This window comes from Streptomyces sp. NPDC052721, from assembly GCF_040678315.1.
Lineage (GTDB): Bacteria > Actinomycetota > Actinomycetes > Streptomycetales > Streptomycetaceae > Streptomyces.
On the sequence record NZ_JBFATL010000022.1, the window covers coordinates 18,926 to 43,881 of the forward strand.

The window sequence follows — 24,956 nt, forward strand, 5'->3', positions numbered from 1 at the left end:
GCGACGACGGTCATGAGCTGGTCCGCCGGCCTGCTGCTGGTGCTGCTCGGCGGCGGTACTGGCTCGGCGGCCACGCGTGCCGCCTGCCGGGTCCCGCAGGACGTCCGCCGGGGATCCAGCCGGCCGGGTCCGTCACCGGCGCCACGGCGAGCGCCGGGCCGCCGCTGTCCGGCCCCGACGGCCGGCCGCTGCACGCCCATGCGGAGCGAGGGCCCCGCGTCCTCGCCCCCTTCGTCACGGACCAGCGGTGCGACACGGTCAACCTCGTGCCGGAGCGCGAGACCCCGGACCGGATCGGCCTCTTCGCCACGCGGATCGTCCCCGCCGCCCGGCAGCTCGTGGCCGACCGCCGCGCAGCGCATGAGCCATCGGCTCCACTGGTCCGGCCGCCACACCTGGCTCACCCGTCGTTCGGCAAGCCCGCTCACCGCGTGTGGCGCGTCCACTGCTCGACGGTGCGGAAGCCCAGGGACTCGTACAGCGACAGCCCCATGTCCGACGCGTGCAAGTAGGCGACCCGGGCCCCGCGGTCCTGCTCGGCGCGCAGGATGGCGCCGGTGACGGCCGCGCCGAGTCCCTGTCGGCGCCGCGCCGGAAGAACCGAGATGTTGAAGACGCCGACGCAGTCCTCGGCGCGCAGGGCGAGCCCCGTCGCCACCACGTCGCCGTCCAGCTCGGCCAGATAGCCGGTCGCACACGGCAGAGCCAGTATCTCGGGGCAGCCCAGCGGGCTCATCGTCTCCACCGGTGCCTCGAATCCGGCCGCCAGAGCCGAGACGAAGACGGCGCTGTCCCCGGCCCCGAGCGCCCTGACGGTGAGGCCGGCGGGCAGGGGACCGCCGCCCGGGGTGTGCTCCCCCAGCTCCCTGACCATGAAGGGGCTCCGTGCGGTACTCGTCAGTCCGTGATCGGCCGCCACACCCGCGATCTCGGCGTCCGGTCCGGTCCGGTACTGGATGCACCAGGGTGCGTCGACCGCCTCGGCGGCACGCTTCGCGAGATCGCCGATCCCGGCCGCGCGGGGTGCGGCCCGCACGTCGAAGACGCCGTTCACCGCGGCGAGGGGCGCCCCGGTGGCCAGAAGGGCGAGCCCCGGCTCCCGCTCCGTGCGCTGTCCGCCGGGTACGGCCTCGGCGATGGCTCCGACACTGGCCATCCAGGCCTGAGCAGCCGCCTCAATGATGTCAGGTGTTCCCATACCGATGGACGGTAACAGTCCAGTATGAGGGATCATCACTCACCCGATTCAAGGACGCTGACCTAACATCAGTGCGTGTGCCCTTGTGGGAGAGACGAGAAGCCCTTCGGTACGCGCGTGCGCGGGCGGCTGGAGGCCGCCGCCGCAGGCGCGGCGCTGCTGCTGGCCGGTGTCTACGGGGCGTTCGTACGGACGGCGACCGGGCAGCGCTGGGAGAACGCGGTGCTGGCGGGGCGGCGCGAGGACGAGACCCTGGCCGCCGCCCGGGCCGCGAACGGCATGCTGGATCACATCACCCTGTCCTCGCTGGGCGTGGCGGTGGCGGTGCTGGTACTGATCGGGCTGGCACGGCGGCGCTGGGCCCTCACGGTGGTGGCCGTCGGTACCGTGGGCGTCTCCCTGCTGCTCGCCGAGGTGCTGAAGCGGTATGCGCTGTACCGTCCCGATCTCGTGGACGCCCCGGAGCGGCTGCTGGGCAACAGCTTTCCGAGCGGGCACACCACCATCGCGATGAGCGTGCTGTTCGGGCTCACCCTGGTGGTTCCCCACCGGTTGCGGGGCGTCGCCGTCGGCGTCTGCGCGCTGTGGGCGACCTTCGTCGGCGCCTACACGGTGGCGGCGGGCTGGCACCGGCCCAGTGACACCATCGGGGCCGACCTGCTCGTGCTGGCCGTCGCCTGCGCGCTCACCGCGCTCCTGGCGCGAAGCGGGCGGGTACGTCCCGTCCCGGACCGCCCTCGTCCGTTGCGCGCGCTGTTCGTGATCGCCCCGCTGTGCGGTGTGGCGCTGGCCGGGCTCGGCTGCGGCACGTTGCTGCTGGTGGACTCGATGTTCCGGTTGCCGCCCGGGGATCCGGCGGTGCCGCGCCTGGCGTACGCGGGCGGACACGCGTTGGCCGCCGGGGCCAGTGCGGCGGTCACCCTCGTGCTGCTCGCTCTGCTGCACCGGGTCGATCTGGACCGGCCTCGGGGCCCGGACGGCGCATGAGCTCCTCCTCATAAGCGGCGCTTATGAGGTCATACAGCTGGGGCCGCTATCGCCGCCGGGCGGCCGGTGCCAAGGTGACTTCATGACGGCTTCATCGCAGTCCATCGCCGAGAACGTGACGCGCCGGGACGTCAGGCGGGAGGGCGCGGACGCCACCGCGCCGCCCGCCGCCGACGCCGCGGCGGACCGGCGCAGGCAGGCCGCGCAGTTGTTGCGGGGCGGGGCCCAGGAACGGCTGGTGTCCCTCCTGCTCGGTCTGCGGATGGCTCGGGAGCAGCTGGGCGAGGCCTCCGCGCCGACCGCCTGCGGACTCCTCGACGACGCGATCCGGGATGCCGAGGCAGCACTCGCACAGGTCCGGGAGGTGGCGGCGGGGCTGTGTCCGCAGGTGCTCCAGCTGCGCGGACTGGGCCCGGCCGTCGCCGCCCTCGCGGCGGCGAGCCCGGTTCCCGCCACCGTCACCGTCCGCGCCGGCCGGCTGCCGCGGGCGGTGGAGACCCATGTGTACTTCCTGGTCGCGGAGGCACTGGCCCACGCGGTGAAGGACTCCGGCGCGAGCCGTGCCGAGGTGGAGCTGACGCGTATCGGCTGCGGCCTCGTGGTGAGCGTGGTCAGTGACGCGTGTCCGCCGCGCGGGCCGGGTGCCGACGCCCGGGTGGCGGCGATGACGGAGTGCGTCACCCTGCTGGAGGGAACGCTGACGGTGACGTGTTCCTCGGCCGCGGGCACCACCGTCCGTGCCGTGCTGCCGGTGCCGACCGGGGCGGAATGACGCGACGACGGTGCCGTGGAGGTCGTACCGAAGAGGACCCTCGGAGGTCACGCCGCCCCGGTGACGCCGTAGGCCTCAGGCCGCCGGAGCGATGACCGCGGCCGTGCCGTAGGCGCAGATCTCGGTGCCCGAGTCCTGGGCCGTCGTCACGTCGTACCGCACGGCGAGCACCGCGTTGGCGCCGCGGGCGCGCGCCGCCTCCACCAGGCGGTCCATGGCCTCGGTGCGGGCCTGCACCAGCGTCTTGGTCAGGCCTCGCAGCTCACCGCCGATCACGGACTTCAGCCCCGCGCCGATCTGTGCGCCCAGGTGCCGGGTGCGGACGGTCAGCCCGAACACCTCGCCGATCACCTGCTTCACGTCGTGGCCCGGGACGTCGTTGGTCGTCACGACCAGAACGCCCGCATCAGGTGCCGACCCGCCGGTGTAGTCCTCTATGGACATGGATCTGCCTTCCAATAAAGAGTCATGTTTTGCGTGGCCATGCCACGGTGATGGTGCGACACATTACATGGGTTGGGAGTCAGTCCTGACATCACTACAGCAGCTCAGTCACCAAAGGTTCTCCCGGCGCAGCCGACGGGCCTGCTCGACCGGCCTCGCGCGTCAGACGCCGGCCGGGGCGGGTGACAGGGCGACCACGGCCTCGCCGGTGTACGCCAGGAAGGTCAGGGTCTCCTGGAAGTACAGCGTGACGCTCGTCGCGTCGTGCGACAGATAGCCGATCGACACGTCCTGGCCGAGGCGCAGTTCGAAGTCGCCGCCGCGGGTGGACAGCAGGAAGGCGCCGTCGATCGCGGGCGCCCAGACGATGTCGCCGTCGAGCAGCCGGGCGAGGTGCTTGATGACCGGGTAGCCGTGGTCGGAGGTCTCGCTGACGGCCGTGTACGCCTCGGCGCTCAGCGCGAGTGTGTAGGCGCCGTCCACGCCGGCCAGGCGCAGGGCCGTCACCGCCTGGCTGATGGCGTCCGGGTAGTCGCGCACGTCGGCGGGGAGCGTCAGCGCCGCATTGGAGGAGCTCGCCCGCAGCCCGGTGATCCCGGCCGCCGGGTAACCCTCGAACACGGCCCGGTCCTCGGCGAACGCCAGCCGCCGGGCCGCGTCCTTGACCGGCTGCCAGTCGGCGTCCTTGGCGCCCCGGGCGACGTCGTCCACCTGCCGGCGGTCCACGGTGAACGGCACGCGCAGTTCGACCAGCGGCTGGAAGCGGCGGGTGTGCGCGATGACCCCGTCCGCGGGGGTGTCGACGGCGTCCAGGTGACCGGTGCCCACGCCGGCGAGCGCGACGCCGCCCGGTTCGGGGACGTCGACGATACGACGGGCCGCGACATGGCGCTTGAAGGTGCGGCGGGCCTCCTCCTCCAGGTCGGCCCACGCGGCATCGGAGACGGGCGCGAGTTCACGGTGCAGATTGTTCATCGGGCAAGGCTCCGCTTCATGCTGCCGATCCCGAGGGAGGACCCGGAGGATCGGACCTGGCTGTCGGTCGGTGTGACGGCGGCGGGGGTTCCGGCGGACGGCGGCTCGGGGAGGTCTTCGAGGAAGTCCACGGAGGGTGTGAAGAACAGGGAGCCGGTGACCGCGGTGGAGAAGTCCAGGATCCGGTCGTGCGGCGCCGACTCCGTGCCCAGGAACATCCGCTCCAGCATCGTCTCCGTCACCTCGGGGGTGCGGGCGTAGCCGATGAAGTAGGTGCCGAACTCTCCCCGGCCCGCCGCGCCGAAGGGCATGTTGTCGCGCAGGATCTCGCGTTCGGTGCCGTCCGGGTCGGTGACGGTGGTGAGGGCGACGTGCGAGTCGGCCGGCTTGACGTCGTCGGCGAGTTCCACGTCGGACAGCTTGCGCCGGCCGATCACCCGTTCCTGCGCCTCGACGGGCAGGGCCTCCCAGGCCTCCAGGTCGTGCAGGTACTTCTGTACGACGACGTAGCTGCCGCCCGCGAACGGCGGGTCCTCGTCGCCGACGAGGACGGCCGCGCGGGCCGCGGCGCCCGTCGGGTTCTCCGTGCCGTCCACGAAGCCGAGCAGGTCGCGTTCGTCGAAGTACTTGAAGCCCTGGACCTCGTCCTGGACCGTGACCGCTCCGCGCAGCCGGCTCATGATCTCCGTGGCGAGCGCGAAGCACAGGTCGAGCCGCGCGGCCCGGATGTGGAAGAGCAGGTCGCCGGGGGTGGCCAGGGCCCGGTGCACCGGTCCCCTCAGTTCCCGGAAGGGGTGCAGCCGGGCCGGGCGCGGTCCGGTGAACAGACGGTCCCAGGCGTGTGAGCCGATGCTGGTGACACAGCTGAGCCGGCCCTCGGGCTGGGCGCGGAACCCCACGGCCCGTTCCAGTGAGCCGACGTCGGACAGCAGCTCACGGACCGTGGTCTCGCCGCCGCTGTCGATGGTGACCACCAGGAAGATCGCCGCGCTGGTCAGCGGGGACAGGACCATCTGGGGCACCGGTTCGGGAACGTCTTGGGCCATGCGTCATACCCTTCCCAGCCGAGTCGGCGACGGACGAATGCGTGGATCAGCCTCACTCTAGGTCGAACCTGTCGCCTGCGCGACAGATGCCACTGTCACAGGCAGACATCTTGAACAACTAGTGACTTCACGTGTGCACGGTACTGACTCAACAGGGCCTGCGCGGGGTGGGCCCGGCCGTCAGCCCCACCCCGCGGAGGCAGTCATGCGGCGTGCCGGTGCCGCGAGCCTCTGGGCCGGCGACCGCAATGTGGCGGCGGTGCGGCCCCGCGTCGGCTACGGCGGGCAGGGCACCACCATTCCGCCGGAGCTGAACCCGGCCGCCGGCCCCCTGATCAGCGGCGGCCGGCTGCTGGCCGGCATCGGCTGGCGCCGCCGGAGGAGTACGAGGCCGCGGGACGGGACTTCGGCCGGCGCGGCGCCCTGCTGGACGAACTGCTCGACGCGCTCGAAGCCGTATGGACCGAGGATCCCGCCGAGTAGTCCGGGGCACTGCTGTCGGTACCCCGGCGCCCCGCTCAAGCCCGCCCGTTGCCGCGTCCCCCGGTGTATCTGGGCGCGCTCTCCGAGCGGGCGCTGCGCCGGGTCGGGCGGCGCGCGGACGGGTGGCTGCCGCTGTGCGTGGTGCCGGACCCCTGGAGGAGGCATTGAGGTACACGCGTGAGCTGCTCGCGCTGCGCCCGAGTAAAAAGCGTGCAATTCCCTACGGCGGGCGCGAAGAATTCCGTTCGCTATTTCCCGGTGGGTATACGCGGCACGTACACCTACACCCGGTGATGTGACGTTTCATGTGTCACCCCAGCAAGTAACCTTAGTCAAATGCAACGCGTCAACCCGCTGGGTGAGTTCATACGAGCTCGCCGAGCTGCCACTTCGCCCAAGCAAGTGGGTCTGCCGGACGAGGGGCCCCGCCGCACCGCGGGGCTGCGGCGCCATGAGGTGGCCATGCTGGCCGGCGTGAGCGAGGGCTACTACGCGCGGCTGGAGCAGGGCCGGGAGAAACATCCTTCCGATCAGGTCCTCAACGCGCTGACCCGGGTGTTCGGACTCGACGCGGAGGCGGCCGAGCATCTGCACAGACTGGCGCGGCAGGGACTGCGCAAGCGCCGCGGCGGCTGTCCGCCGGCCGACGACCGCGCGGCGGCCCACCTGGTACGGCTGATCGACTCCTGGAGCACTCCGGCGCTGATCCTCGGGCCCCGGTTCGACATCCTCGCGGCCAACGCCCCGGCGAAGGCCCTGCTCTGTGTCATGGGCACGGAGACCAACCCGCTCCGGTTCGTCTTCCTGGACCCGGCGGCCCGGCGGTTCTACCGGGACTGGCAGGAGATCGCCTGGACCTGTGTGGCGGGCCTGCGGGCGGCGGCCTCACTGGACGCGGAGGACCGCGCCCTGCACGCCCTGGTCGGTCAGCTGTCCACGCACAGCGAGGAGTTCACACAGCTGTGGGCCAAGTACGACGTCCGTGCCAAGACCCACCAGACCCAGCGGCTGCTGCACCCGAGGGCCGGTGAGCTGACGCTCACCTACCAGACGTTCACCGTCAACGGCTCCCCCGGCCACCAGCTCGGCACCTACCAGGCCGAACCGGGTTCACCGAGCGAGGCCGCACTGCGGCGCCTGGTCCACGCCGCCGGCCACCCGGACCCCACGGCGCACGAGCGCCCGGCCCCGGACGCCGAGCCGGGCGGGAGCGAGGCCTGAGGTGCCCGCCGTACCCCGGGCACGTCACCTCTGTCCCGGGCCACCGTTCAAGCCCCCCGCTCAGGAAGTCTCGTGCGAGGCCGGGTCCGCGACGTCGACCCGTCCCATGACCCGGAACAGCAGGACCAGGGACGGCAGGATGAGGATGCCCGCGGCGCAGGCGACGCCGACGAGGACGGCGAGGGTGGCGTGCGGTGCCGCCGCGTCCTGGACCGGCAGGTGGGTGCCGAGGAGGTAGGGGTACTGGGAGACGCCCCAGCCGCTGACGATGAGGGCGACGGCCGCCGCGGCGGTCGCGCGCAGGCCACGGGTCCGCTCGGCGCGCAGCAGGGCCAGGCCCAGCAGGCCGCAGAGCGCCGCGAGCAGGGCGAGCGGCAGCGCGCGGTGGCTGAGCTGGTGGAACAGCCGTGGGGCGTCCGCCCGCAGGACGAAGATTCCCGCGATGCTGACGGCGCCGGTGACGACGCCCGCCGCCAGGGCACGGTCGCGGAAGTACCGGAACAGGTGCGGGTCCCCGTGCCGCCTGGCGGCCACCGTCAGGTAGGTGGCGGCCAGGTAGGCGCAGGCGAGCACGGCGAGCACGCCGCCGAGGGCGCTGGTCGGGTTCAGCCAGCTGGTGAGGGGGTCCCCGTCGCCCCGGGTGGGCACGCGCCCGGACGCCAGGGCGCCCGCGACCGAGCCGAAGCAGTAGGGCGTCAGCACGGAGGAGAACGCGAACGCGGCGCCGTACACGCGCTGTTCGGGGGTGCGGATCGAGGCCTTGCGGAAGGCGAAGCCCGCTCCGCGCAGCACGATGCCGAGCGCGGCGATCCCCAGCGGGAGGTACAGCGTCGAGGTCAGCGCGGCGAACGCCGGGGGGAAGCCGCTCCACAGCATGACCAGGCAGTAGATCAGCCAGGTGTGGTTCGCCTCCCAGACGGGGGCGAGGGAGTCGTCGATCAGATGGCGGGGTTCCCGCCCGCGGCCGGCCCCGCCCGCGATCAGGTCCCAGAACCCCGCCCCGAAGTCGGCGCCGCCCAGGACGCAGTAGGCGATCACCCCGATGAAGAGGAACACCGCTACCAGGTCCGCCATGTCAGGACGCCTTTCCCGTGGTGGTCCCGGCGGGGCGTTCGGGACCGTAGGGCACGGACACGGCCTCGTCGCCCTGTTGCCGCCAGCGCCGTGTCATGGACCGCAGCACCCACAGGGCGGCGGTGCCGACGGCCAGGTAGAGCAGGAGGACGGCGCCGAAGAAGGGCCACAGGTCGCCCCGGGTGGCCACCGCGTCCCGGGTCAGCAGGTGACCGACGACGATCCAGGGCTGGCGGCCGACCTCGGTGACCACCCAGCCGCTCTCCAGGCAGAGGATCGCCACGGTCCCGCACGCGGCGGCGGCCCGCAGGAACCAGCGGTCGGTCGCGAGCGTGTGCCGGCGGCGCCACCACAGCCAGGCGAACCAGAGGGCGACGGCGAGCATGAGGAAGGACGTGCCGACCATGATGTCGAACGCCCAGTGGACGATGTTCGCCTGCGCGTCGGTCGGCCGGACGCGGGCCGGGACGGCCTCCAGTCCCTTGATGGTGGTCGAGGGCTTGAAGCCGGCCAGCAGGGACGCCATGTCGGGGATCTCGATGCCGTAGCGCACCTTGCCGTCGACCAGTACGCCGCCCAGTGTCTCGGGGACGTGGGAGCCGGTGTCGGGCAGCAGCTCGACGGCCGCGAACTTCGCCGGTTCGTCGTCGAAGACCTGCCGGGCGATGGTGTCGCCGACGATGATCTGCACGGGAAGCGCGCAGGCGGCGGTGACGAATCCGGTGAGGAAGCCGACCCGGTGGTAGCGGTCGCGCCGGCCGCGCAGCATGCCCACCGCGTAGACGCCGGCCACGACGAAGCCGGCGACGATGTACGCCGCGATCAGCATGTGCCAGAACTCCAGCCAGAAGGCGTCGTTGAAGAACACCTCGGCGGGCCGGACTGCGACCACCCTGCCGTGCTCGACGGTGATGCCGCCGGGCTGGTTCATCCAGGCGTTGGCGGCGACGACCGAGGCGGTTCCGCCGACGCCGGCCAGGGAGACGGGCACCCCGGTCCAGAAGTGCGCCCAGGGCGGCATGCGGTCCCAGCCGTAGATGTAGAGGGCCACGAAGATGGCTTCGAGGAAGAAGAACAGGCCCTCGATCGCGAACGGGAAGCCGAAGGCGGAACCGTAGGCGCCCATCAGACCGGGCCACAGGATGCCCAGTTCGAAGGAGAGGACGGTCCCGGTGATGGCACCGACCGCGAACAGCACGGCGGCCGCCTTCGACCAGCGGCGGGCGAGCAGCAGCGCCTCGGCGTCGCCCTTGCGCAGCCCTCGGTGGTGGGCGATGAGCATGAGGGTGGTCAGGGCGACGCCGAACGGCACGAGGATGATGTGGAACCCGAGGGTGAAGGCCATCTGCTCCCGGGCGGGCAGCAGTTGCGCGGGGTCCGCGGCGGCCAGTGCGGGCAGACGGGCGAGCGCGCCGGCTGTCGTCATGGCCGGTCAGTCCTCGGCGCTGGGCGCGACCCGCACCTTGATGTTCTTCATCAGGGGCTGGTTGCTCTGCTTGCTGTAGTCGCTGGCGGCGACCAGGACGTTCATCTCCGGCATGTATCCGGCGGCGCAGCCCCTGGGCATGCTGTACTCGATCGCCGTGTACCGCTTCAAGTGCCGCTGACTGCCGTCACGGGCGGTGGCGGTGATGTCGACGAGGCTGTCGGGCTCGATGCCGCGGGAGCGCATGTCGTCGCCGTTCATGAGGATGAGGGTGCGCAGGTCGCTGATGCCGCGGTAGCGGTCGTTGTCCGAGTAGATCGTGGTGTTCCACTGGTCGTGGCTGCGCATGGTCTGCAGGATGAGCACGTCGTCCCGTGGCGGCGCCTCGGGCAGCGGCGCGGCGGAGAACTCGGCGCGGCCGGACGGGGTGAGGAAGACCAGTTCCCGGGCGGGCTGTTTGATGCGGAAGCCGAGCGGGAGCCGCACCCTGCGGTTGAAGTCCTCGAAGCCGTCCAGGACCTTCGCCATCGTGTCGCGGATGCGGTCGTAGTCCTCGACGTACGACTCCCAGGGCGTGGTGCTCTCCGGGAGGGCGGCCCGGGCCATGCCGGCGATGACGGCCGGCTCGGACAGCAGGTGCGGCGAGGCGGGCTTCTTCATGCCGACCGACAGGTGCACCATGCTCATGGAGTCCTCCACGGACACGGACTGCAGGCCGCGCCGCTGGTGGTCCTTCTCGGTGCGGCCGAGGCAGGGCAGGATCAGCGCCTTCCTGCCGTGCACGAGGTGGCTGCGGTTGAGCTTGGTGCTGACGTGCACGGTGAGTTCGCAGTTCCGCAGCCCCTGGGAGGTGTACGCGGTGTCCGGCGCGGCGAGCACGAAGTTGCCGCCCATGCCGACGAAGACCTTCACCCGGCCCTGGTTCATGGCCTCGATGGTGTCGACCGTGTCCATGCCGTGCTCGCGCGGCGGGTCGATACGGCAGACGTCGGCGAGCCGGTCGAGGAACTCGGGCCGGGGCCGGTGGTCGATGCCGCAGGTGCGGTTGCCCTGGACGTTGCTGTGTCCGCGCACCGGCGAGGGGCCGGCGCCCTCCCGGCCGAGGTTGCCGCGCAGCAGCAGGACGTTGACGATCTCGCGGACGGTGTCGACGCCGTGCTCGTGCTGGGTGAGGCCGAGGCACCAGCTGATCAGGGTGCGGTCGGAGCGGGAGTAGATCCCGGCGGCCTTGAGGATGTCGGCCCGGGTGAGACCGGACTGCTCCTCCAGTTCCTCCCAGGAGGTGGCCTCGCACAGCTCGCGGTAGGCCTCGAAACCGTGCGTGTGGCGCTCGATGAACTCCTTGTCGAGCGCCTTGGGGTCACTGCGGCTCTCCTCCAGGACCGCCTTGGCTATGCCCCGCAGCAGTGCCATGTCGCCGCCCGCGCGGACCTGGAGGTTGAGGGTGCTGGTGCGGGTGGCCTTGAACAGCGCCATGTCGGTGAACTCGTGCGGCACGATCGTGCTGGTGGCCGCCGCCTCGACCAGCGGGTTCACATGGACGATCTGCGCGCCCCGCCGGTAGGCCTCGGCGAGCGCGGTGAGCATGCGGGGGGCGTTGGAGGCGGCGTTGACGCCCATGACGAACAGGGCGTCGGCGGTCTCCCAGTCCTTGAGGTCGGCGGTTCCCTTGCCGGTGCCGAGGGCCGCCGTCAGGGCCCGGCCGGAGGCCTCGTGGCACATGTTGGAGCAGTCGGGCAGGTTGTTGGTGCCGAACTCGCGGGCCATCAGCTGGTAGAGGAAGGTCGCCTCGTTGCTCAGCCGGCCCGAGGTGTAGAAGGCGGCCTCGTCGGGGCTGTCCAGGGCGCGCAGTTCACGGCCGACGAGGGCGAAGGCGTCCTGCCAGGTGATGGGGACGTACCGGTCGCTCGTCTCGTCGTAGACGAGGGGCTCGGTCAGCCGGCCCTGGTCCTCCAGCGCGAAGTCGGACCACTCGGACAGCTCGGAGACGGTGTGCCGGGCGAAGAAGTCGGCGCCGACCCGCTTGGACGTCATCTCCCAGGTGACGTGCTTGATGCCGTTCTCGCAGATGTCGAGCTTGAGGCCCTTGGTGTCGTCGGGCCAGGCACAGCCCGGGCAGTCGAAGCCGCCGTTCTCGTGGTTCATCTTGAGGATGGCCCGCGGCCCCTCGAACAGCGCCCGTTCCCTGATCAGCACGCGGCCGACGCTCTTGGCCGCGCCCCAGCCGGCCGCCGGGTGGTGGTAGGAGCGGTGGGACGGCCGCTTGTCGCTGGCCGGGCCGTCGCCGCCGGTGGCCGAGCGGCCGACCGCGCGGTCCTGCTGGTCCGGCGTCGGGTCACCATCGGATGCGGTCATGTCGTGCGCTCTCTCTGTCGAAACGGGCCGTGCCCCGGGGGGGGCGGACTCGGAAACGGGGGGCTCGGAAGGCTCAGAGCCGCAGCGGGACGGCGGCCGGGCGGGTCGGCGCGCGCAGCCAGGTCGCCGCCAGGGCCGCGGTGACCAGCAGGGCCGGCACGAGCGGGGCGCCGGGGCGCAGCCAGCGGTAGGCGGCGCCGTCGACGGCGGCCCCGGCGATCAGCGAGGCCACGATGCCGACGCTGCGCGCCTGGAGGCGTCCCCGGGTGGCGAACGCCGTGACGGTCGAGGTGAGCAGGCCCGTCAGATAGGCGGTGGTGATCTCGCTGCCGGCGGTGACCCGGACGCTGCCGTTCTGGCAGCCCATGGCGACGGCGGTGAGGAACAGCAGCAGGGTGCGGGCCGCGCCGTGCGGTGCCATGTGCCAGCCCAGCCAGCCGCAGACCACCAGCCACAGCAGCAGGGCCTCCAGGAGCAGGCCGCCCCGGATGCCCGCGCCGCGGAGCCGGCCCCGGCCGGCCGCCACCAGGCCGCCGGCCGCCGCCCCGACGACGTAGCCGAGCAGGGCTACGGCGACGAGGCGGGCGGCGGCCAGGTGGGCGTTGCCCAGGTGCAGGCCGAGGAGTGCGGAGTTCGCCGTGACGACGCTGGTGAAGACGCCGCCGAGGGCGAGGAACCCGAAGGCGTTCGCCGCTCCGGCCGCGAGGGTGAGCAGGTGCCGGGTGGCTCCGCTCCGCCCGGGCCACGGGGACCGGTCGGGGCTCGGCGCGGTCACTTGGCGAGGAAGTCCAGCAGGGCGGTGTTGACTTCCTCCGGGTGGGTCCAGGCGATGTTGTGCGGGCCGCCCTCGACCGTGACGAACGTCAGGTCCTTGATCAGTCCGGGCAGCCGCTTGGCGGTGTTCTCGTACGGCAGGATCCGGTCCGCGTCGCCGTGCACCAGCAGCGTCGGCACGTCGATCTTCGGCAGGTCCGCGCGGAAGTCCGTCAGCCAGGTGTCGACGCACGCGTAGGCCGCCCATGCCGACGCCGCCACCGCGACATTGAAACTGTTCTGCCACGCCTGGTCGCTGATCCGCGTCCCGGCGTACACGTCGACGTTGTAGAAGTTGTCGAGGAAGTCCTTGAAATACGCGGGACGGTCCTTCAGCACGGCCGCCTTGATGCCCTCGAACACCGACGCGTCCACGCCCTCGGGGTTGTCGTCGGTCTTCAGCAGGAACGGCGGGATCGCGCCCAGCAGTGCCGCCTTCGCCACCCGCTCCGACCCGTAGCGGCCGAGGTACCGGGTGACCTCGCCCGTCCCCATGGAGAATCCGACGAGGACGACGTCCCGCAGGTCCAGGTGGTCCAGCAGCGCCTTCAGGTCCGCCGCGAACGTGTCGTAGTCGTAGCCCACCGTCGGCTGGCTCGACCGGCCGAACCCCCGCCGGTCGTACGTGATCACGCGGTACCCCGCGTCCAGCAGCACCCGCTCCTGCTTCTCCCACGAGTGCCCGTTGAGCGGATACCCGTGGATCAGCACCACCGGACGGCCACTGCCGTGATCCTCGTAATACAGCTCGATCGACTCGGAGTTCTCCCGGCCCACCGTCACGAATCCCATGACGTACACCTTTCGTCGGCTTTCTGCTGCTGTTGAGCCTTCCAGCGGTACGGCCGTTCCGCATCACATGAACGTGCGAGGATCAGGATGCGGACGGCGGGTTCAGCCCTCCTCGACGCATTCCGCGAGGAAGGCGTCGATGTCGATCTCCTCCCGTCCGCGCGGGACGAGCCGTTCGGTGGCCCGCAGGAAGTCGCGTACGGCGGCCCTGCGCACCTCGATGAGCGCGGCCCCGGACGGCGGACTCAGGGTGATGCGGACGTTCGCCCCGGCCGGACCGCCGTCCGGGGCGATGTGGATGTCGCCGGCTCCCACGGGGAAGTACAGGCCGTCGGCGAGCAGGTCCCGGGCGAAGATCCAGGTCACCCGGTGCTGGTGGCGCGGGCAGAAGGAGACCCGCACCGCGCAGGGATCGAGGCGGTCGTACGCGAAGCGGGCCCGGACGGGTATCCGGATCGTCCCGGCGGGGGCCAGCCACACCCGGATCCCGTGCCGGACCGTGTCGGAGGGGCCGGCCGGCGGTGCCTGGCCGGCCGGGCGGGCCGCGTGCTCACGATGCTGGTCCATGGTCTGCTCCGTTCACTGTCCTGACGACCACGGGCCCAGCCTGTCGGCTCGGACGAGGTTCGGGCATCCGTCATTTGACGCCTTGGGAAGACATCCGCCGGTGCGTCCTGCGTGGCACCGGCGCGGTGCGGGCGGATCAGTACGGGACGGGGATGACGGCGCGGACCGTGGTGCCCTCCCCCGGCGCGTGCCGCACGCTCAGCGTCCCGTCCAGTACGGCCACCCGGTCGGCTATCGCCGCCAGGGGTGCCGAGTCCGGCCCGTGACCGGGAGCCGTGCCGTCGTCCGCGACCGTCACCACCAGGTCCGGGCCGAGCTCCGCCACCACCCGCACCCGGCCGGCCCGGGCGCCGTGCACCGCCCGGGCGAGCGCCTCCCGGACCAGGAAGTACGTGTGCAACTCCACCGCGTCGGGCAGCCGTTGCCGCAGGTTCCCAAAGACGGCGACGGGCACCGGCCACTGCGCGGCGAGGGCGGTGAGCGCGGCCGGGAGTCCACGGAGCCCGAGCACGCCCGGATACAGCGCGGCCGTGACCTCCCGGACCTGGGCCAGCGCCTCCTCGGCGTCCCGGACGGCGTCGTCGAGCAGCCCGGCCGCCGGCGACGGCGCGGATTGTCCGCCCAGTCGCTCACGGGCCAGGTTCAGGCCGAGCAGCACCGACGCCAGACGTTCCTGGGCGCCGTGCTGGAGCGTGCCGGCGGCGGTGCGGCACCGGTCGGTGTGCGCCTGCGCGGCGAGCGCCCGGGGTGGTCCCTCCTCCTTGGGGGGTTCCCGGGTGGCAGCGGACGTGCCGGTGCTCGTGCGGAAGACGTACAGGGCCGCCTCGCCGTCCGGCCGGGCCAGGGGGACCCGGGACCACTCGACCGGGAGGAGGGAACCGTCCGCGTGCGTGAGGGTGCCGCGCCCACGGGAGGGGTCGGCGCGGGTCGGTGACCGCACGCCGGGGTGTTCCTCGGGCCTGCCGTCGGTGCCCAGCAGATCGGACGGGCGGTCGTGACCCGTGAACGCGGCAGCCGGCGGATTGGCGTACGACACCCGGTGATCGGCGTCCACGGCCCAGGCCGGCTGCTCAATGACGTCAAGGATGCTTCCCAGATCATCGGCGATTGACGTCATCGCCCTGCCCCTTCCCTAGGGATGTCGAGAACGTGCCTCGATGGCACGACTCTCGCAGCGGACGGCCCCACAAGGCATCCGTCATTTGACGCTGCCTGCGTTTCCCCAGGTCACGGTCGGCGGTTCGGGACCGGACCGGGCTCCGCCGAGCGCGACAGGACATCGCGCAGGGCCGCTCGCGAGGTGGCAGAGAGGGGAGCCCACGGTGCGCGGCGGGAGGAACGGCCGCTCGCCGGTCCGCTTGTTGGTCAGGGCCTCCGCCGCGAGCAGCGCGGTCTCGGTCTCCCGCGCGGTCGGCCCGGCCACGGCGGCGGCGTCCGGCCGCGGCTGTCCGGCGGGACGCCGGAGAGTATGTGTCAGGTATGGCTCAATCTGGTGGGTTTCAGTGACTCACCGGCCGACTCGGTGTGACACCGGGCGAGGGGCCGACCTGTCCGGTCGGCCCCTCGCCTGGTGATGCCGGTGGTACGCGCCGTCACGCGCCGGCCGGGTGCACGGTCAGCAGGTCGTCCAGGCCGATCCGGGTCAGGAACTCGCGGCGGATCCGGTCGGCGACCTCCGAGACCTCCTCGGAGCCGTCGTTCGCCGGGTCGATGTGGACGCGGTAGGGGCGCTCGCCGTCGGGCAGCGCCACGATCCGGGCGATCTCGTCGGAGACCAGCGAGGCCTCGGCGCCCTCCGGGGCGAGCGCCGCGAGCTTCTGGGAGACCTGCTGGAGCAGTCCCGGGTACTTGGTCTCGTACTCCGCCTCGACGGCACCGTCGGCCGGGTGGCCTGAGTGGGCGAAGTGGTTGGTGCCGCTGGTGAAGGAGCCGGGCACCACGATCGAGGTCTCGACGCCCCAGCGGGCCAGCTCGCCGGCGTAGCTGACCGCGAGGGAGTCCATCGCGGCCTTCGCGGCGAAGTAGGGGGCGAGGTAGGGCGGGGTGCCGCCCTTGACGCTGGAGCTGGAGACCCACACGACCAGGCCCCGGCCGGCCTTGCGCAGGTGCGGCAGCACGGCCCGGTTGACCCGCTGCGTGGACAGCACGTTGATGTCGTAGAGCTGGGCGAACTGCTCCGGGGTGAAGGCCTCGGCCGGTCCGGTGACCATGTGACCGGCGTTGTGGATCACGACGTCGATACGGCCGTGCTCCCCGATCACCTGCTTGACCGCCGAGTCGACGGAGTCGTCGGAGTTGACGTCCAGTTCGATGGAGCGCAGGTCGACCCCGTGTTCCTCGGCGTAGTCGGCGGCGGCCTGGACCTGCGGCGCGTTCCGGCCGGCGGTCTCGCGCATACCGGCGTAGACGGTGTTGCCGGCGTCGGCGAGGGCGCGGGCGGTGAGCGCGCCGAAGCCGCTGGAGGCGCCGGTGATGACGACGATCTTGCTCATGGGGATCTCCTTGACCGCGGGGTGGATTGCCGAAGGGGTGAGGCGGGTGAAGGCGGGGGGTGAGAAGAGTCGCCGGGTGTCAGGCGATGCCGCCGTTGGCGTAGAGGGTCTGGCCGTTGATCCAGCGGGCCGGGCCGGCCAGGAAGGCGATGGCCTCGGCGATGTCCGCCGGGGTGCCGAGCCGCTCCAGCGGGGCCGCCTTCGCGAGGTTGTCGAGCGCCGTCTGGTCCTTGCCCTCCAGGAACAGCGGGGTGGCGGTGGGGCCGGGGGCGACGGCGTTGACGGTGATGTCCCTGCCGCGCAGTTCGCGGGCCAGGACCAGGGTCATCGCCTCGACCGCGCCCTTGCTCGCGGCGTAGGCGCCGTAGGTGGGGAACTGGAGGCGGGTGAGGGAGGAGGAGACGTTGATCAGCGCGCCGCCGGGGCGCAGGCGTCGGGCCGCCTGCTGGGAGATGACGAAGGTGCCGCGGATGTTGGTGCGGTGCATCCGGTCCAGGTCGTCCAGCTTCAGTGTGGCGATCGGCGAAAGGAGCATGATGCCGGCCGAGTTGACGACGACGTCGATGCCGCCGAACTCCGCCTCGATGGCGTCGAAGGCCGCGGCCATGGCGTCCTCGTCCGCGACGTCACCGCCCACGGCGATGGCCGCGCCGCCGCCGGCCTTGATGGCCTCGACCGCCTCGTCGGCCTTGGCCTTGTTGCCCGCGTAGTGCACGGCGACGGCGAAGCCGTCCTGGACGAGCCGGTCGGTCACGGCCCGGCCGATGCCTCCGGTGGCGCCCGTGACCAGTGCGACGCGGGTGTTGGTTTCCGTCATGGTGACCAGTCCTTCGAGTGAGGTTGTACTCAGCGATGCCGCTTTGACGTGATCGACGATAACACGACCTGAGAGCATCGACAACAGTTATCCGTGAGCATCGATAACAGGAAGCATCGATAACAGGACCGAGGGAAGAGAGCCCGTCGGCACGACCACCAGTCTTCCGCCGGTGCCTTCGCGGCCACCATCGAGCGGGCTGGACGCCGCGCATGGGGCTGCCCGCGCACAGGCGTGGGGTACACCCGACGGTTCAGCGGGCGTGACGGTTCAGCGGGCGTGACGGTTCACGCGGCGGCGGTCAGCTCCCGCAGCCGGGCCAGTGCCCGCTCACTCGGTGAGCCGGGCTCGGCCTGGTAGGTGAAGAGGTGCTGTCCCGGGGCGCCGTCGACGTCGAAGACCTGGTAGTTCAGGGTCAGGTCGCCGACGAGGGGGTGGTGCAGGCGTTTGGTGTCGTTCGCCTTGTCCCGCACGTCGAAACGGCTCCAGAGCCGGTGGAACTCCGCGTCCCCGGACAGCTCGGCGACCAGCTCGGCCAGCCGGGGGTGCTCCGCCGCGGCGCCCGCCGTCGCCCGCAGCCAGGCGACGCCGGCCTCGGCGATGACCCGCCAGTCGCGGTAGAAGGTGCGGGCGGATCGGTCGAGGAAGGTGAAGCGGACCAGATTGCCGTACGGCAGGACCAGCGCGTAGAGGGCCCGGCCGAGGGCGTTGCCGGCCAGCACGTCGAGGCAGGAGCCGAGGACCAGGGCGGGCGTGGCGTCCCAGGCCTCGATCAGGCGCAGGACGTGCGGGGAGACCTCCGCGTCCGGCGGGGCGGGCCGGTCCTGGTCGCGCACCAGCCCGCGCAGGTACCGGGCGGCGTCCGGGTTCAGCCGCAGCGCGCGGGCGAGGGCCTGGAGCACCTGCTCCGAGGGGTACTTCTCGCGGGCCTGTTCCAGGCGGGCGTAGTAGCCCTCGCTGAGACCCGCGAGCCGGGCCACTTCCTCCTGCTTGAGGCCGGGGGTACGGCGTGGAGCGTCGTCGTCCGGCAGCCCGGCCTCCCGGGGGGAGACCGCCGCCCTGCGGGCACGCAGGAACCGGCCGAGCTGGTTGACGCTGTCCATGCGGACCAGGCTACTCGGACCTGGAAACGACCGAGGAGATCCACGGAACGCGGCAACGGCGAAACCGCCCGCGTCGGCGCCGCCCGCGCACATCGCATGAACAGGTGAAACCGACCCGTTCCCGCCCCGTTTCCCGGGCCGAGGCTTGCCCAGCCGCCCGGCAGTGGGCACCGTGGGATGGTGCCGGCCGGACAATTCGGACGAAATGCAAAAGCGAGAGGGCGCCGAACGGCCGGCGGAGGAGGTTCTCCGACATGACACGCGAGCAGTCCTTCGCCTTCGACGCGGAGGGGACATGGGTCCGGCCGGACGGCGCGGGGCGGCCGGACGGACTCGGGCACGAGCCCGCCCACCGCTTCCTCGGCGAACTGCTCGACCGGGCGGGCTGCGACGCGTCCGCCGTGCTCCAACTCGACGTGTGGCGCGACACGTCGCACACCCACGTCGCCGTCGCGGGAACCGCACCCACCGCCGCGTTCGCGCGCGTCCAGGCCGCGTACACCCGCTCGGCCTTCGAGCACGCAGCGGCCGGAATGGAGCTGTACGACGCGGAGTTGAGGGTGCTGCGCAGCAACGCGGCGGCCCTGCGCATCCGCGGTCGCACCGCCGCCCAGGTGCTGCAGCGCGACGCGGCCGACCTGGACGCCAGCCTGCCGACGAGCCGCCTGCTGCGGGAGGTCGTCGAGGGACCGCACCAGGTGGCCGAACGCTTCGTCAGCGTGCCGACGAAGGGCGCCGGACACCGCGTCTACCGGGTCACCGCCCTGTGTCTGCGTGACGGCGGCACGGTCGTCGGGGCCGCCACGTTCATCCACGACGTGACCGGCGAGGCCCGCTCGCGCGCCGCGGAACGGCTGCTGTCGGCGGCGCACCGCCAGATCGGTACGACGCTCAGCGCGGCCCGCACCAGCCAGGAGCTGGCCTCCACCCTCGCCCGCGACTTCGCCGACGCCGTGTCCGTCGACCTGGTCGACGGCGTGCTGCACGGGGCGGAGCCGCCCGGCGCCCCGCTCGACGCCTCGACTCCCCTGCGCCGTACGGCCTTCGAGGCCCCCGGCGGCCTGGAAGGCGTGTACGCCGTGGGCGAGCCCAGCCACTTCTTCTTCCCCACCCCCTACACCCAGGTGCTCGGCGACCTGACTCCCCGGCTGGTCGATCCCTCCGGAGCGCTCTCCGACTGGCTCATGCACGACGCGGCCCGCGCGGGAGCGCTGCGCGCCGCCCGCGTCCACTCCATGATCGTCGCCCCGCTGGTGCACCAGGACCGCGTGCTGGGCCTGGCCTGCTTCTACCGCGGCCCACGGCACCCCGCCCCCTTCGACGCGCAGGACCTCGCCCTGGTCGAGCAGGTCGTGGCGAAGGCGTCGGCGGACATCGAGAACGCGCGCAGATTCATGCGCGAGCACACCACGGCGGTGACCCTGCAACGGCGGCTGCTGCCACGGTCCCTGCCGGAGGTGACGGCGATGACCACGGCGCACTTCTGGCTGCCGGAGCGCCGGCGGACCGCGTGGTTCGACGTCCTGCCGCTGTCCAGCGCCCGCGTCGCCCTGGTCATCGGAGAGGTGCCGGAGCAGGGCCTGGACGCCTCGGTGGACATGGGCCTGCTGCGGACGGCGGTGACCACGCTCGCGGGCCTGGAACTGCCCCCGGAGGAGATACTCGCCCACCTGGACGACGTCGTCCCGCGCCTGGGCCTCGCGGACACGGCCGGCATCCCCCCGGACGCCCGGACCGCCGACGAGCGGGCCCGGTGCCAGTACTGCGTCTACGACCCCGTCACCGGCGACCTCGCCGTGGCCTCCGCGGGCTGGCCACGCCCGCTGGTGACCGCGCCGGACGGCACCGTGGGCGAGCTGCCGGTGCCCCGCGGCCCGGCGCTGGGCAGCGGGGTCGGTTACGAGGCCGCCCGGACGCGGCTCGCCCCCGGCAGCGTGCTGACCCTCTACTCGGCCTCGCTCCTGCGGGAGCCGCCCTGCGACGAGCCCGCCGTCCGGCTCCGGCACGCGGTGGCCGCCGCACCGGGCGACGCACAGGGCACCTGCGACACCGTCGTGTACCGGATGATGGGCGGACCCCGTGAGCGGGGCGCGGCGGTGCTCACCGCGGCGGCGCACCGGCTGGCGGAGGACTGCGTCGCCACCTGGACGGGGTCGCGGGATCCGGCCGGCGTGGCCGCCTGCCGGCGGTGGGTCCGCGAGCGGCTGGCCGGGTGGGGGCTGGCCGATCGGTCCTTCGCGACCGAGACCATCGTGAGCGAACTGGTCACCAATGTGCTCCGGCACGCCTCCGGGGAGCCGTGCGTGCGGCTGATCAAGGACGGCGGCCTCACCGTGGAGGTCTCCGACCACTCCGCGACGGCGCCGCACCTCCGGCACGCCCGGGCCCAGGACGAGAACGGCCGGGGCCTGCTGATCGCCGCCGCGCTGGCCCGGCGCTGGGGCACCAGATACTCGGGCGACGGCAAGACCATCTGGGTGGAGCAGGACATGACTGCCACCGATGTCATATGACTGCCATGCCTCACATCACTGGCCCTCACCACACCATGGACCCACTTCATGGGCCACGGACTAGGATGACGTCATGAGTGAACCACTGCGAGCGGTACTCGGAGAAGACCAGGCGATCGTCCGCGAAGGTATCGCGACCATCCTGCGCAGCGCCGGCATCACCGTGGTCGCGGCGGTGGACAACGCGGTGGACCTCGTCCGCGTCACCAAGGAGCAGCGGCCCGACGTCGTGATCACCGACATCCAGATGCCGCCCGACCTGAACGCCGACGGTCTGCAGGCGGCGCAGGAGATCCGTGCCGCGCAGCCGGAGACCGCCGTCATCGTGCTCTCCCAGTTCCTCGACGCCTCCTACGCCCTGGACCTGGTCGGCGACGATCCGAGCGGCGTGGGTTATCTCCTCAAGGAGAAGGTCGCCAGCCCGCAGATCCTGACCGACGCCGTGGAACGGGTCGTCGCCGGCGGGTCCGCTCTGGACCCCGATGTCATCTCCACCCTTGTCGGGCGCAAACGCAAACAGGATCCGCTGGCGGCGCTGACGCCGAAGGAGAAGGAGGTCCTGGCCCTGATGGCCGAGGGTCACTCCAACACCGGCATCGCGCGCAAGCTCGTGGTGACCGTGCCGGCGGTGGAGCGCCATGTGACGGGCATCTTCATGAAGCTCGGTCTCAGCCAGGCCGGTTCGGGCCAGCACCGCCGGGTGCTGGCCGTACTGCGGTACCTCAAGCAGTAGGGGGAAGCGGGGGGAACCGGGCTCAGGCGGTCGCGCTGAAGATCGCCTTGAGGTCGGCGTCGAACAGCCGGTCCTTGGCGATGAAGGACTCGATCCCCGCCTGCTGCAGTTCGTCCACGGACCAGAACGACTGCTCGGTGGAGGTCAGCACGATCCGTGGCGGCTGATCCTCCGCCCGCAGCATACGGGCGACGGCCACCCCGTCGTGATCCGGCAGGTGCAGGTCCAGCAGAAGACCATCGGGCCGGTGTTCACGTACCGCCGCCAGGGCCGAAGCGCCATCCTCCGACTCGGCGACGACGCGCATACCGCGCGCCGTCAGCAGCGTCTTCGCGATGCGACGGAACCCAGGGTCGTCGTCGACGACCACGATGTTGACGGACATGCTTCTCAGGATGCCCGGGATCGCGACGGACAGGCCATAGGGGCATCCCCACGATTCGCTGCTCGTCCCGGTATGGGAATCTCCGCGCGCACGGAGGTGCCCCGGTCCGGCGGCGAGTCGATGACGAGGACGCCGTCGAAGGCGCCGACGCGGTCCGCCAGACCGGTGAGGCCGCCGCCGACGGCGTTCTGCGGCACACCGCCGATTCCGTCGTCGGTGACTTCGATGCGCAGCGCGTCCCGCAGTTCGAGGGATATGCGGATGTGTGACGCCCCGGCGTGTTTCACCGCGTTGGTCAGTGCCTCCGCGATGACGAAGTACGCGTTCGACTCGACCTCGGCGGGCAGCCGGTGCGGGTACTCCCCCACCACGGTCGCCGGCACCGCGCAGCGTTCCGCCAGCGACTCCACGGCCGCCCTCAGGCCCTTGGCCTGGAGCACCGAGGGATAGACGCCGTACGCCAGCTCGCGCAGCTCGTCGATCGCGGTCTGCGCGTCGGTGATGGCCTGGTCGAGGAGCCCGGTGGCCGCGTCGGCGGAGTCCGGCAGCAGATCGCGGGTGAGGCGCAGCCCGATCAGCAGGCTGACCAGGCGTTGCTGCGCGCCGTCGTGCAGGTCGCGGGCCGTCTGCCGGCGCACCGACTCGATGCTCTGCATGATCCGGCGCTGCGCGGCACGCGACTCGTCCGCCCGGATGCGGGCCGCGTCCCGTTCCCGCCGGGCCCGCTCCAGTTCGCGGTTCTCGGTGGCGTCGAAGAAGGAGTAGACCACCCCGCGCCCGTCCGGCAGATCGATGGGGGCGGCCCACCAGGAGGCGGGGAAGAAGGAGCCGTCCCGCCGCTGGAACCACTCGTCGTTGCCGTGCGCCGGTACGCCCGTGGTCGCCGGCCGCAGCATCGGGCACTCGGCGGCCGGGTACGGCGTCCCGTCCGGGCGGCGGGGATGCAGGGTCTCGTGGCTGGAGAGGCCCACCAGCTCGCCGGCGCCGTCGTAGCCGAGCGCCGCCACACCGGCCGGGTTGGTGTAGAGGATCCTCCCCCGGTGGTCGACGACCCAGACCACCTGCGGGACGCTGTCCAGGATGACGGGCAGAACCATGCCGATCGATCGCACTCAGGGACTCCTCTGCTCACAGCATCCTGGACCGGGGACGACATCGGGGCGGGACCGCGTCAGGGCGGGACCGCGTCGACGTCACCGCCGCCGACGCGCAGCGCCCCGCCCGTGGTCGCGGACGCCTGCTCGGAGCTGAGGAGAGACGACCGTGTGGGCGCCCTCCTCGGGCTCGATCAGCCGTTGCAGCAGGGACTGCGGCCGGTACTCGCGCAGGTACGCGCGCCGGGCCTGCGTCCTCCACTCCCCCGGTGTGCGTGGGACCGGCGATCACGGAGGTCGCGGTGACCGTGATGTTCGACCGGTCTTGCGGCGGATGGGCTGTCGGTCAGGGCAAGCCGACGACGGCGGAACGACCCGGGCGGGGGGAGCCAGGGCGTTCCGCCGTCGCGAGAAGCATAGGGTGAGAGTTCATGTGTCGAGTGTACGTGATAGGTACACTCACGCCTCTCATACTGATGTCATACGCATCTCATATGTCTGACCACGTGACTGCGGCGCATCCCGGCTTCAGCCATGGGGATCTCCACAGGAGCGGAACACCGCGCCCATGGGGTCTGCTCCATCGTGGCTTCCCGGCCCGACCGGAATGATGGAACCCGTGGCGTCGGCCGCGCCAAGGCGTCCGGCGGCCGGTGCGTTCCCAGGCCCGGCCGCCGGACGTCCACCACGACGAGCGATCGAAGGTGTCGACCATGGCGACTGAACGGGCGCGGCGGACGGCGGAACGGAGGATCGCCGACACCGACGCCTCGGGCCGCCGGCCGGGCAGGCCGGTGACCGAGGTGGAACGGGCCTTCATGCGCCGCACACCGAGGATCCCGTGGACCTGGGTCACGCTCGGCGCGGTCGCCGTGTGGCTGGCCGTGATCTGCTACTTCATCCAGCAGGACAGCACGCACACGTCGACGCGCTGTCCGGCCGCCGTGTCTCACAGCGCGACGCGCCAGTCACCGCTGTAGACGTTCAGCGAGTCACCGCGCAGGAAGCCGACGAGTGTCATCCCGCTCTCGTCGGCGAGTTCGCACGCCAGTGACGAGGGAGCGGAGCCCGCCGCGAGGACCGGGCTGCCGGCCATGACGGCCTTCTGCACCAGTTCGAACGAGGCCCGCCCAGCTTGTCCACCGCGTTGTGCCGGCCGACGTCCTCCTGGAGGTCCAGCAGCGCGCCCCGCTCGTCGAAGAGCCCGGCCGCGTGCAGTCCGCCGGTCCGTGGGAACACCTTCTGCCCCTGCCGCAGGCTGTCCGGCAGGCAGGCCAGCAGCTGCGGGGTCAGGGTGAGGGAGGGATCGTCGGACAACGGCCGGCGGGCGGTCCGTACGGCGTCCAGGCTGGCCTTGCCGCACAGGCCGCAGGACGACGTGGTGGAGAAGTCGCGCTGGAGGGTGGACCGTTCGGCGCCGATCCCCTCGGCTCCTCGGCCGCCACCGTGTCCGCCCGCGCGGAGGCGTTCCCCTGCCGCACCCGCCCGATCCTGCGGCTCACCGCGGCTCCCCCCATGGCTGACGTCCTCACCGTGTGTCGGATGGCTGTCCGCGCGCTCCCCCGCCCAGCGCGTTCGAACACCGCGTCGTACCCCTTCAACCTGGACAGACCCGGCAGACGGAGCATTCGTCATCTGACGGCAATGCGCCTCCCCCTCATCACCC

22 protein-coding genes and 3 pseudogenes are annotated in these 24,956 nt (G+C 72.0%); 7 read left to right on the forward strand and 18 right to left on the reverse strand.

The genetic code is table 11. The annotated features are described in order from the left end of the window. Positions 1–424: 424 nt before the first annotated feature. Positions 425–1,198, reverse strand: coding sequence for a GNAT family N-acetyltransferase (locus AB0L21_RS21450; RefSeq protein WP_365785698.1), 774 nt, complete (start codon positions 1,196–1,198; stop codon positions 425–427). Positions 1,199–1,315: 117 nt separating this feature from the next. On the opposite strand from AB0L21_RS21450, the gene AB0L21_RS21455 reads away from it, so the two are divergent. After that, entirely contained in the window at positions 1,316–2,185 is an 870-nt protein-coding gene (locus tag AB0L21_RS21455; RefSeq protein ID WP_365785700.1) for a phosphatase PAP2 family protein, read from the forward strand. Positions 2,186–2,267: 82 nt separating this feature from the next. Next, on the forward strand, positions 2,268–2,957 hold the full coding sequence (locus tag AB0L21_RS21460) for a regulator (protein ID WP_365705431.1): 690 nt from the start codon (positions 2,268–2,270) through the stop codon (positions 2,955–2,957). A 75-nt stretch (positions 2,958–3,032) separates the two neighbouring features. On the opposite strand, the gene AB0L21_RS21465 is transcribed toward AB0L21_RS21460, so the two are convergent. The 3 genes from AB0L21_RS21465 to AB0L21_RS21475 all read right to left on the reverse strand — a co-directional run bounded on the left by AB0L21_RS21465 (position 3,033) and on the right by AB0L21_RS21475 (position 5,422). Next, positions 3,033–3,401 (reverse strand): YbjQ family protein, encoded by a 369-nt coding sequence (locus AB0L21_RS21465; protein WP_365785702.1) that lies wholly within the window; start codon positions 3,399–3,401, stop codon positions 3,033–3,035. 162 nt (positions 3,402–3,563) lie between these two features. Then, entirely contained in the window at positions 3,564–4,376 is an 813-nt protein-coding gene (locus AB0L21_RS21470; protein ID WP_365785704.1) for a family 1 encapsulin nanocompartment shell protein, read from the reverse strand. Next, positions 4,373–5,422: a Dyp-type peroxidase gene (locus AB0L21_RS21475; RefSeq protein ID WP_365785706.1), complete on the reverse strand. Its 1,050-nt coding sequence runs from the start codon at positions 5,420–5,422 to the stop codon at positions 4,373–4,375. The genes AB0L21_RS21470 and AB0L21_RS21475 overlap by 4 nt, the downstream gene beginning before the upstream one ends. A gap of 331 nt (positions 5,423–5,753) precedes the next feature. Here AB0L21_RS21475 and AB0L21_RS21480 point away from each other — a divergent pair. Continuing rightward, positions 5,754–6,031, forward strand: a pseudogene (locus tag AB0L21_RS21480) (LLM class flavin-dependent oxidoreductase); the annotation flags it as partial. A 210-nt stretch (positions 6,032–6,241) separates the two neighbouring features. Continuing rightward, on the forward strand, positions 6,242–7,126 hold the full coding sequence (locus AB0L21_RS21485) for a helix-turn-helix transcriptional regulator (RefSeq protein WP_365705423.1): 885 nt from the start codon (positions 6,242–6,244) through the stop codon (positions 7,124–7,126). 60 nt (positions 7,127–7,186) lie between these two features. On the opposite strand, the gene AB0L21_RS21490 is transcribed toward AB0L21_RS21485, so the two are convergent. From AB0L21_RS21490 to AB0L21_RS21535, 10 genes are all read right to left on the reverse strand, one after another. Further along, positions 7,187–8,200, reverse strand: a complete 1,014-nt coding sequence (locus AB0L21_RS21490) for a cytochrome d ubiquinol oxidase subunit II (RefSeq protein ID WP_365785708.1) — start codon at positions 8,198–8,200, stop codon at positions 7,187–7,189. A gap of 1 nt (position 8,201) precedes the next feature. Further along, positions 8,202–9,626 carry a cytochrome ubiquinol oxidase subunit I gene (locus AB0L21_RS21495; protein WP_365785710.1) on the reverse strand — a complete coding sequence of 475 codons (1,425 nt, stop codon included), beginning with the start codon at positions 9,624–9,626 and terminating at the stop codon, positions 8,202–8,204. A gap of 6 nt (positions 9,627–9,632) precedes the next feature. Continuing rightward, positions 9,633–11,981, reverse strand: coding sequence for an FdhF/YdeP family oxidoreductase (locus AB0L21_RS21500; RefSeq protein WP_365785712.1), 2,349 nt, complete (start codon positions 11,979–11,981; stop codon positions 9,633–9,635). A gap of 73 nt (positions 11,982–12,054) precedes the next feature. Then, positions 12,055–12,756, reverse strand: coding sequence for a YoaK family protein (locus tag AB0L21_RS21505; RefSeq protein WP_365785715.1), 702 nt, complete (start codon positions 12,754–12,756; stop codon positions 12,055–12,057). Beyond that, positions 12,753–13,586 (reverse strand): alpha/beta hydrolase, encoded by an 834-nt coding sequence (locus AB0L21_RS21510; RefSeq protein WP_365705412.1) that lies wholly within the window; start codon positions 13,584–13,586, stop codon positions 12,753–12,755. The genes AB0L21_RS21505 and AB0L21_RS21510 overlap by 4 nt, the downstream gene beginning before the upstream one ends. Positions 13,587–13,688: 102 nt before the next feature. Then, positions 13,689–14,153, reverse strand: a complete 465-nt coding sequence (locus AB0L21_RS21515) for an SsgA family sporulation/cell division regulator (protein ID WP_365705410.1) — start codon at positions 14,151–14,153, stop codon at positions 13,689–13,691. Between the two features lie 136 nt (positions 14,154–14,289). Beyond that, positions 14,290–15,270, reverse strand: a complete 981-nt coding sequence (locus AB0L21_RS21520) for a histidine kinase (protein ID WP_365785717.1) — start codon at positions 15,268–15,270, stop codon at positions 14,290–14,292. A gap of 475 nt (positions 15,271–15,745) precedes the next feature. Beyond that, positions 15,746–16,645 (reverse strand): SDR family NAD(P)-dependent oxidoreductase, encoded by a 900-nt coding sequence (locus AB0L21_RS21525; RefSeq protein WP_365705406.1) that lies wholly within the window; start codon positions 16,643–16,645, stop codon positions 15,746–15,748. A 79-nt stretch (positions 16,646–16,724) separates the two neighbouring features. Next, a complete protein-coding gene (locus AB0L21_RS21530) occupies positions 16,725–17,462 on the reverse strand; it encodes an SDR family oxidoreductase (protein WP_365705404.1) in 738 nt (245 codons plus the stop codon). A 287-nt stretch (positions 17,463–17,749) separates the two neighbouring features. Then, positions 17,750–18,565, reverse strand: coding sequence for a helix-turn-helix domain-containing protein (locus tag AB0L21_RS21535; RefSeq protein ID WP_365785719.1), 816 nt, complete (start codon positions 18,563–18,565; stop codon positions 17,750–17,752). 254 nt (positions 18,566–18,819) lie between these two features. Here AB0L21_RS21535 and AB0L21_RS21540 point away from each other — a divergent pair, with 254 nt between their 5' ends. Next, entirely contained in the window at positions 18,820–21,078 is a 2,259-nt protein-coding gene (locus tag AB0L21_RS21540) for a SpoIIE family protein phosphatase (protein WP_365785721.1), read from the forward strand. A gap of 73 nt (positions 21,079–21,151) precedes the next feature. Beyond that, positions 21,152–21,811, forward strand: a complete 660-nt coding sequence (locus AB0L21_RS21545) for a response regulator transcription factor (RefSeq protein WP_365705398.1) — start codon at positions 21,152–21,154, stop codon at positions 21,809–21,811. A gap of 22 nt (positions 21,812–21,833) precedes the next feature. Here AB0L21_RS21545 and AB0L21_RS21550 read toward each other — a convergent pair whose 3' ends face one another. The 3 genes and pseudogenes from AB0L21_RS21550 to AB0L21_RS21560 form a co-directional block, all read right to left on the reverse strand. Continuing rightward, positions 21,834–22,196 (reverse strand): response regulator, encoded by a 363-nt coding sequence (locus tag AB0L21_RS21550; RefSeq protein ID WP_365705396.1) that lies wholly within the window; start codon positions 22,194–22,196, stop codon positions 21,834–21,836. 5 nt (positions 22,197–22,201) lie between these two features. Then, positions 22,202–23,308, reverse strand: coding sequence for a histidine kinase (locus AB0L21_RS21555; RefSeq protein ID WP_365785723.1), 1,107 nt, complete (start codon positions 23,306–23,308; stop codon positions 22,202–22,204). A gap of 59 nt (positions 23,309–23,367) precedes the next feature. After that, positions 23,368–23,597 (reverse strand): annotated as a pseudogene (locus AB0L21_RS21560) (SDR family oxidoreductase); the annotation flags it as partial. 406 nt (positions 23,598–24,003) lie between these two features. Here AB0L21_RS21560 and AB0L21_RS21565 point away from each other — a divergent pair. Then, on the forward strand, positions 24,004–24,270 hold the full coding sequence (locus tag AB0L21_RS21565) for a hypothetical protein (RefSeq protein WP_365705392.1): 267 nt from the start codon (positions 24,004–24,006) through the stop codon (positions 24,268–24,270). Here AB0L21_RS21565 and AB0L21_RS21570 read toward each other — a convergent pair. Continuing rightward, positions 24,240–24,694, reverse strand: a pseudogene (locus AB0L21_RS21570) (formate dehydrogenase accessory sulfurtransferase FdhD); the annotation flags it as partial. The gene AB0L21_RS21565 and the pseudogene AB0L21_RS21570 sit on opposite strands and share 31 nt — an antisense overlap. Between the last annotated feature and the right edge of the window lie 262 nt (positions 24,695–24,956).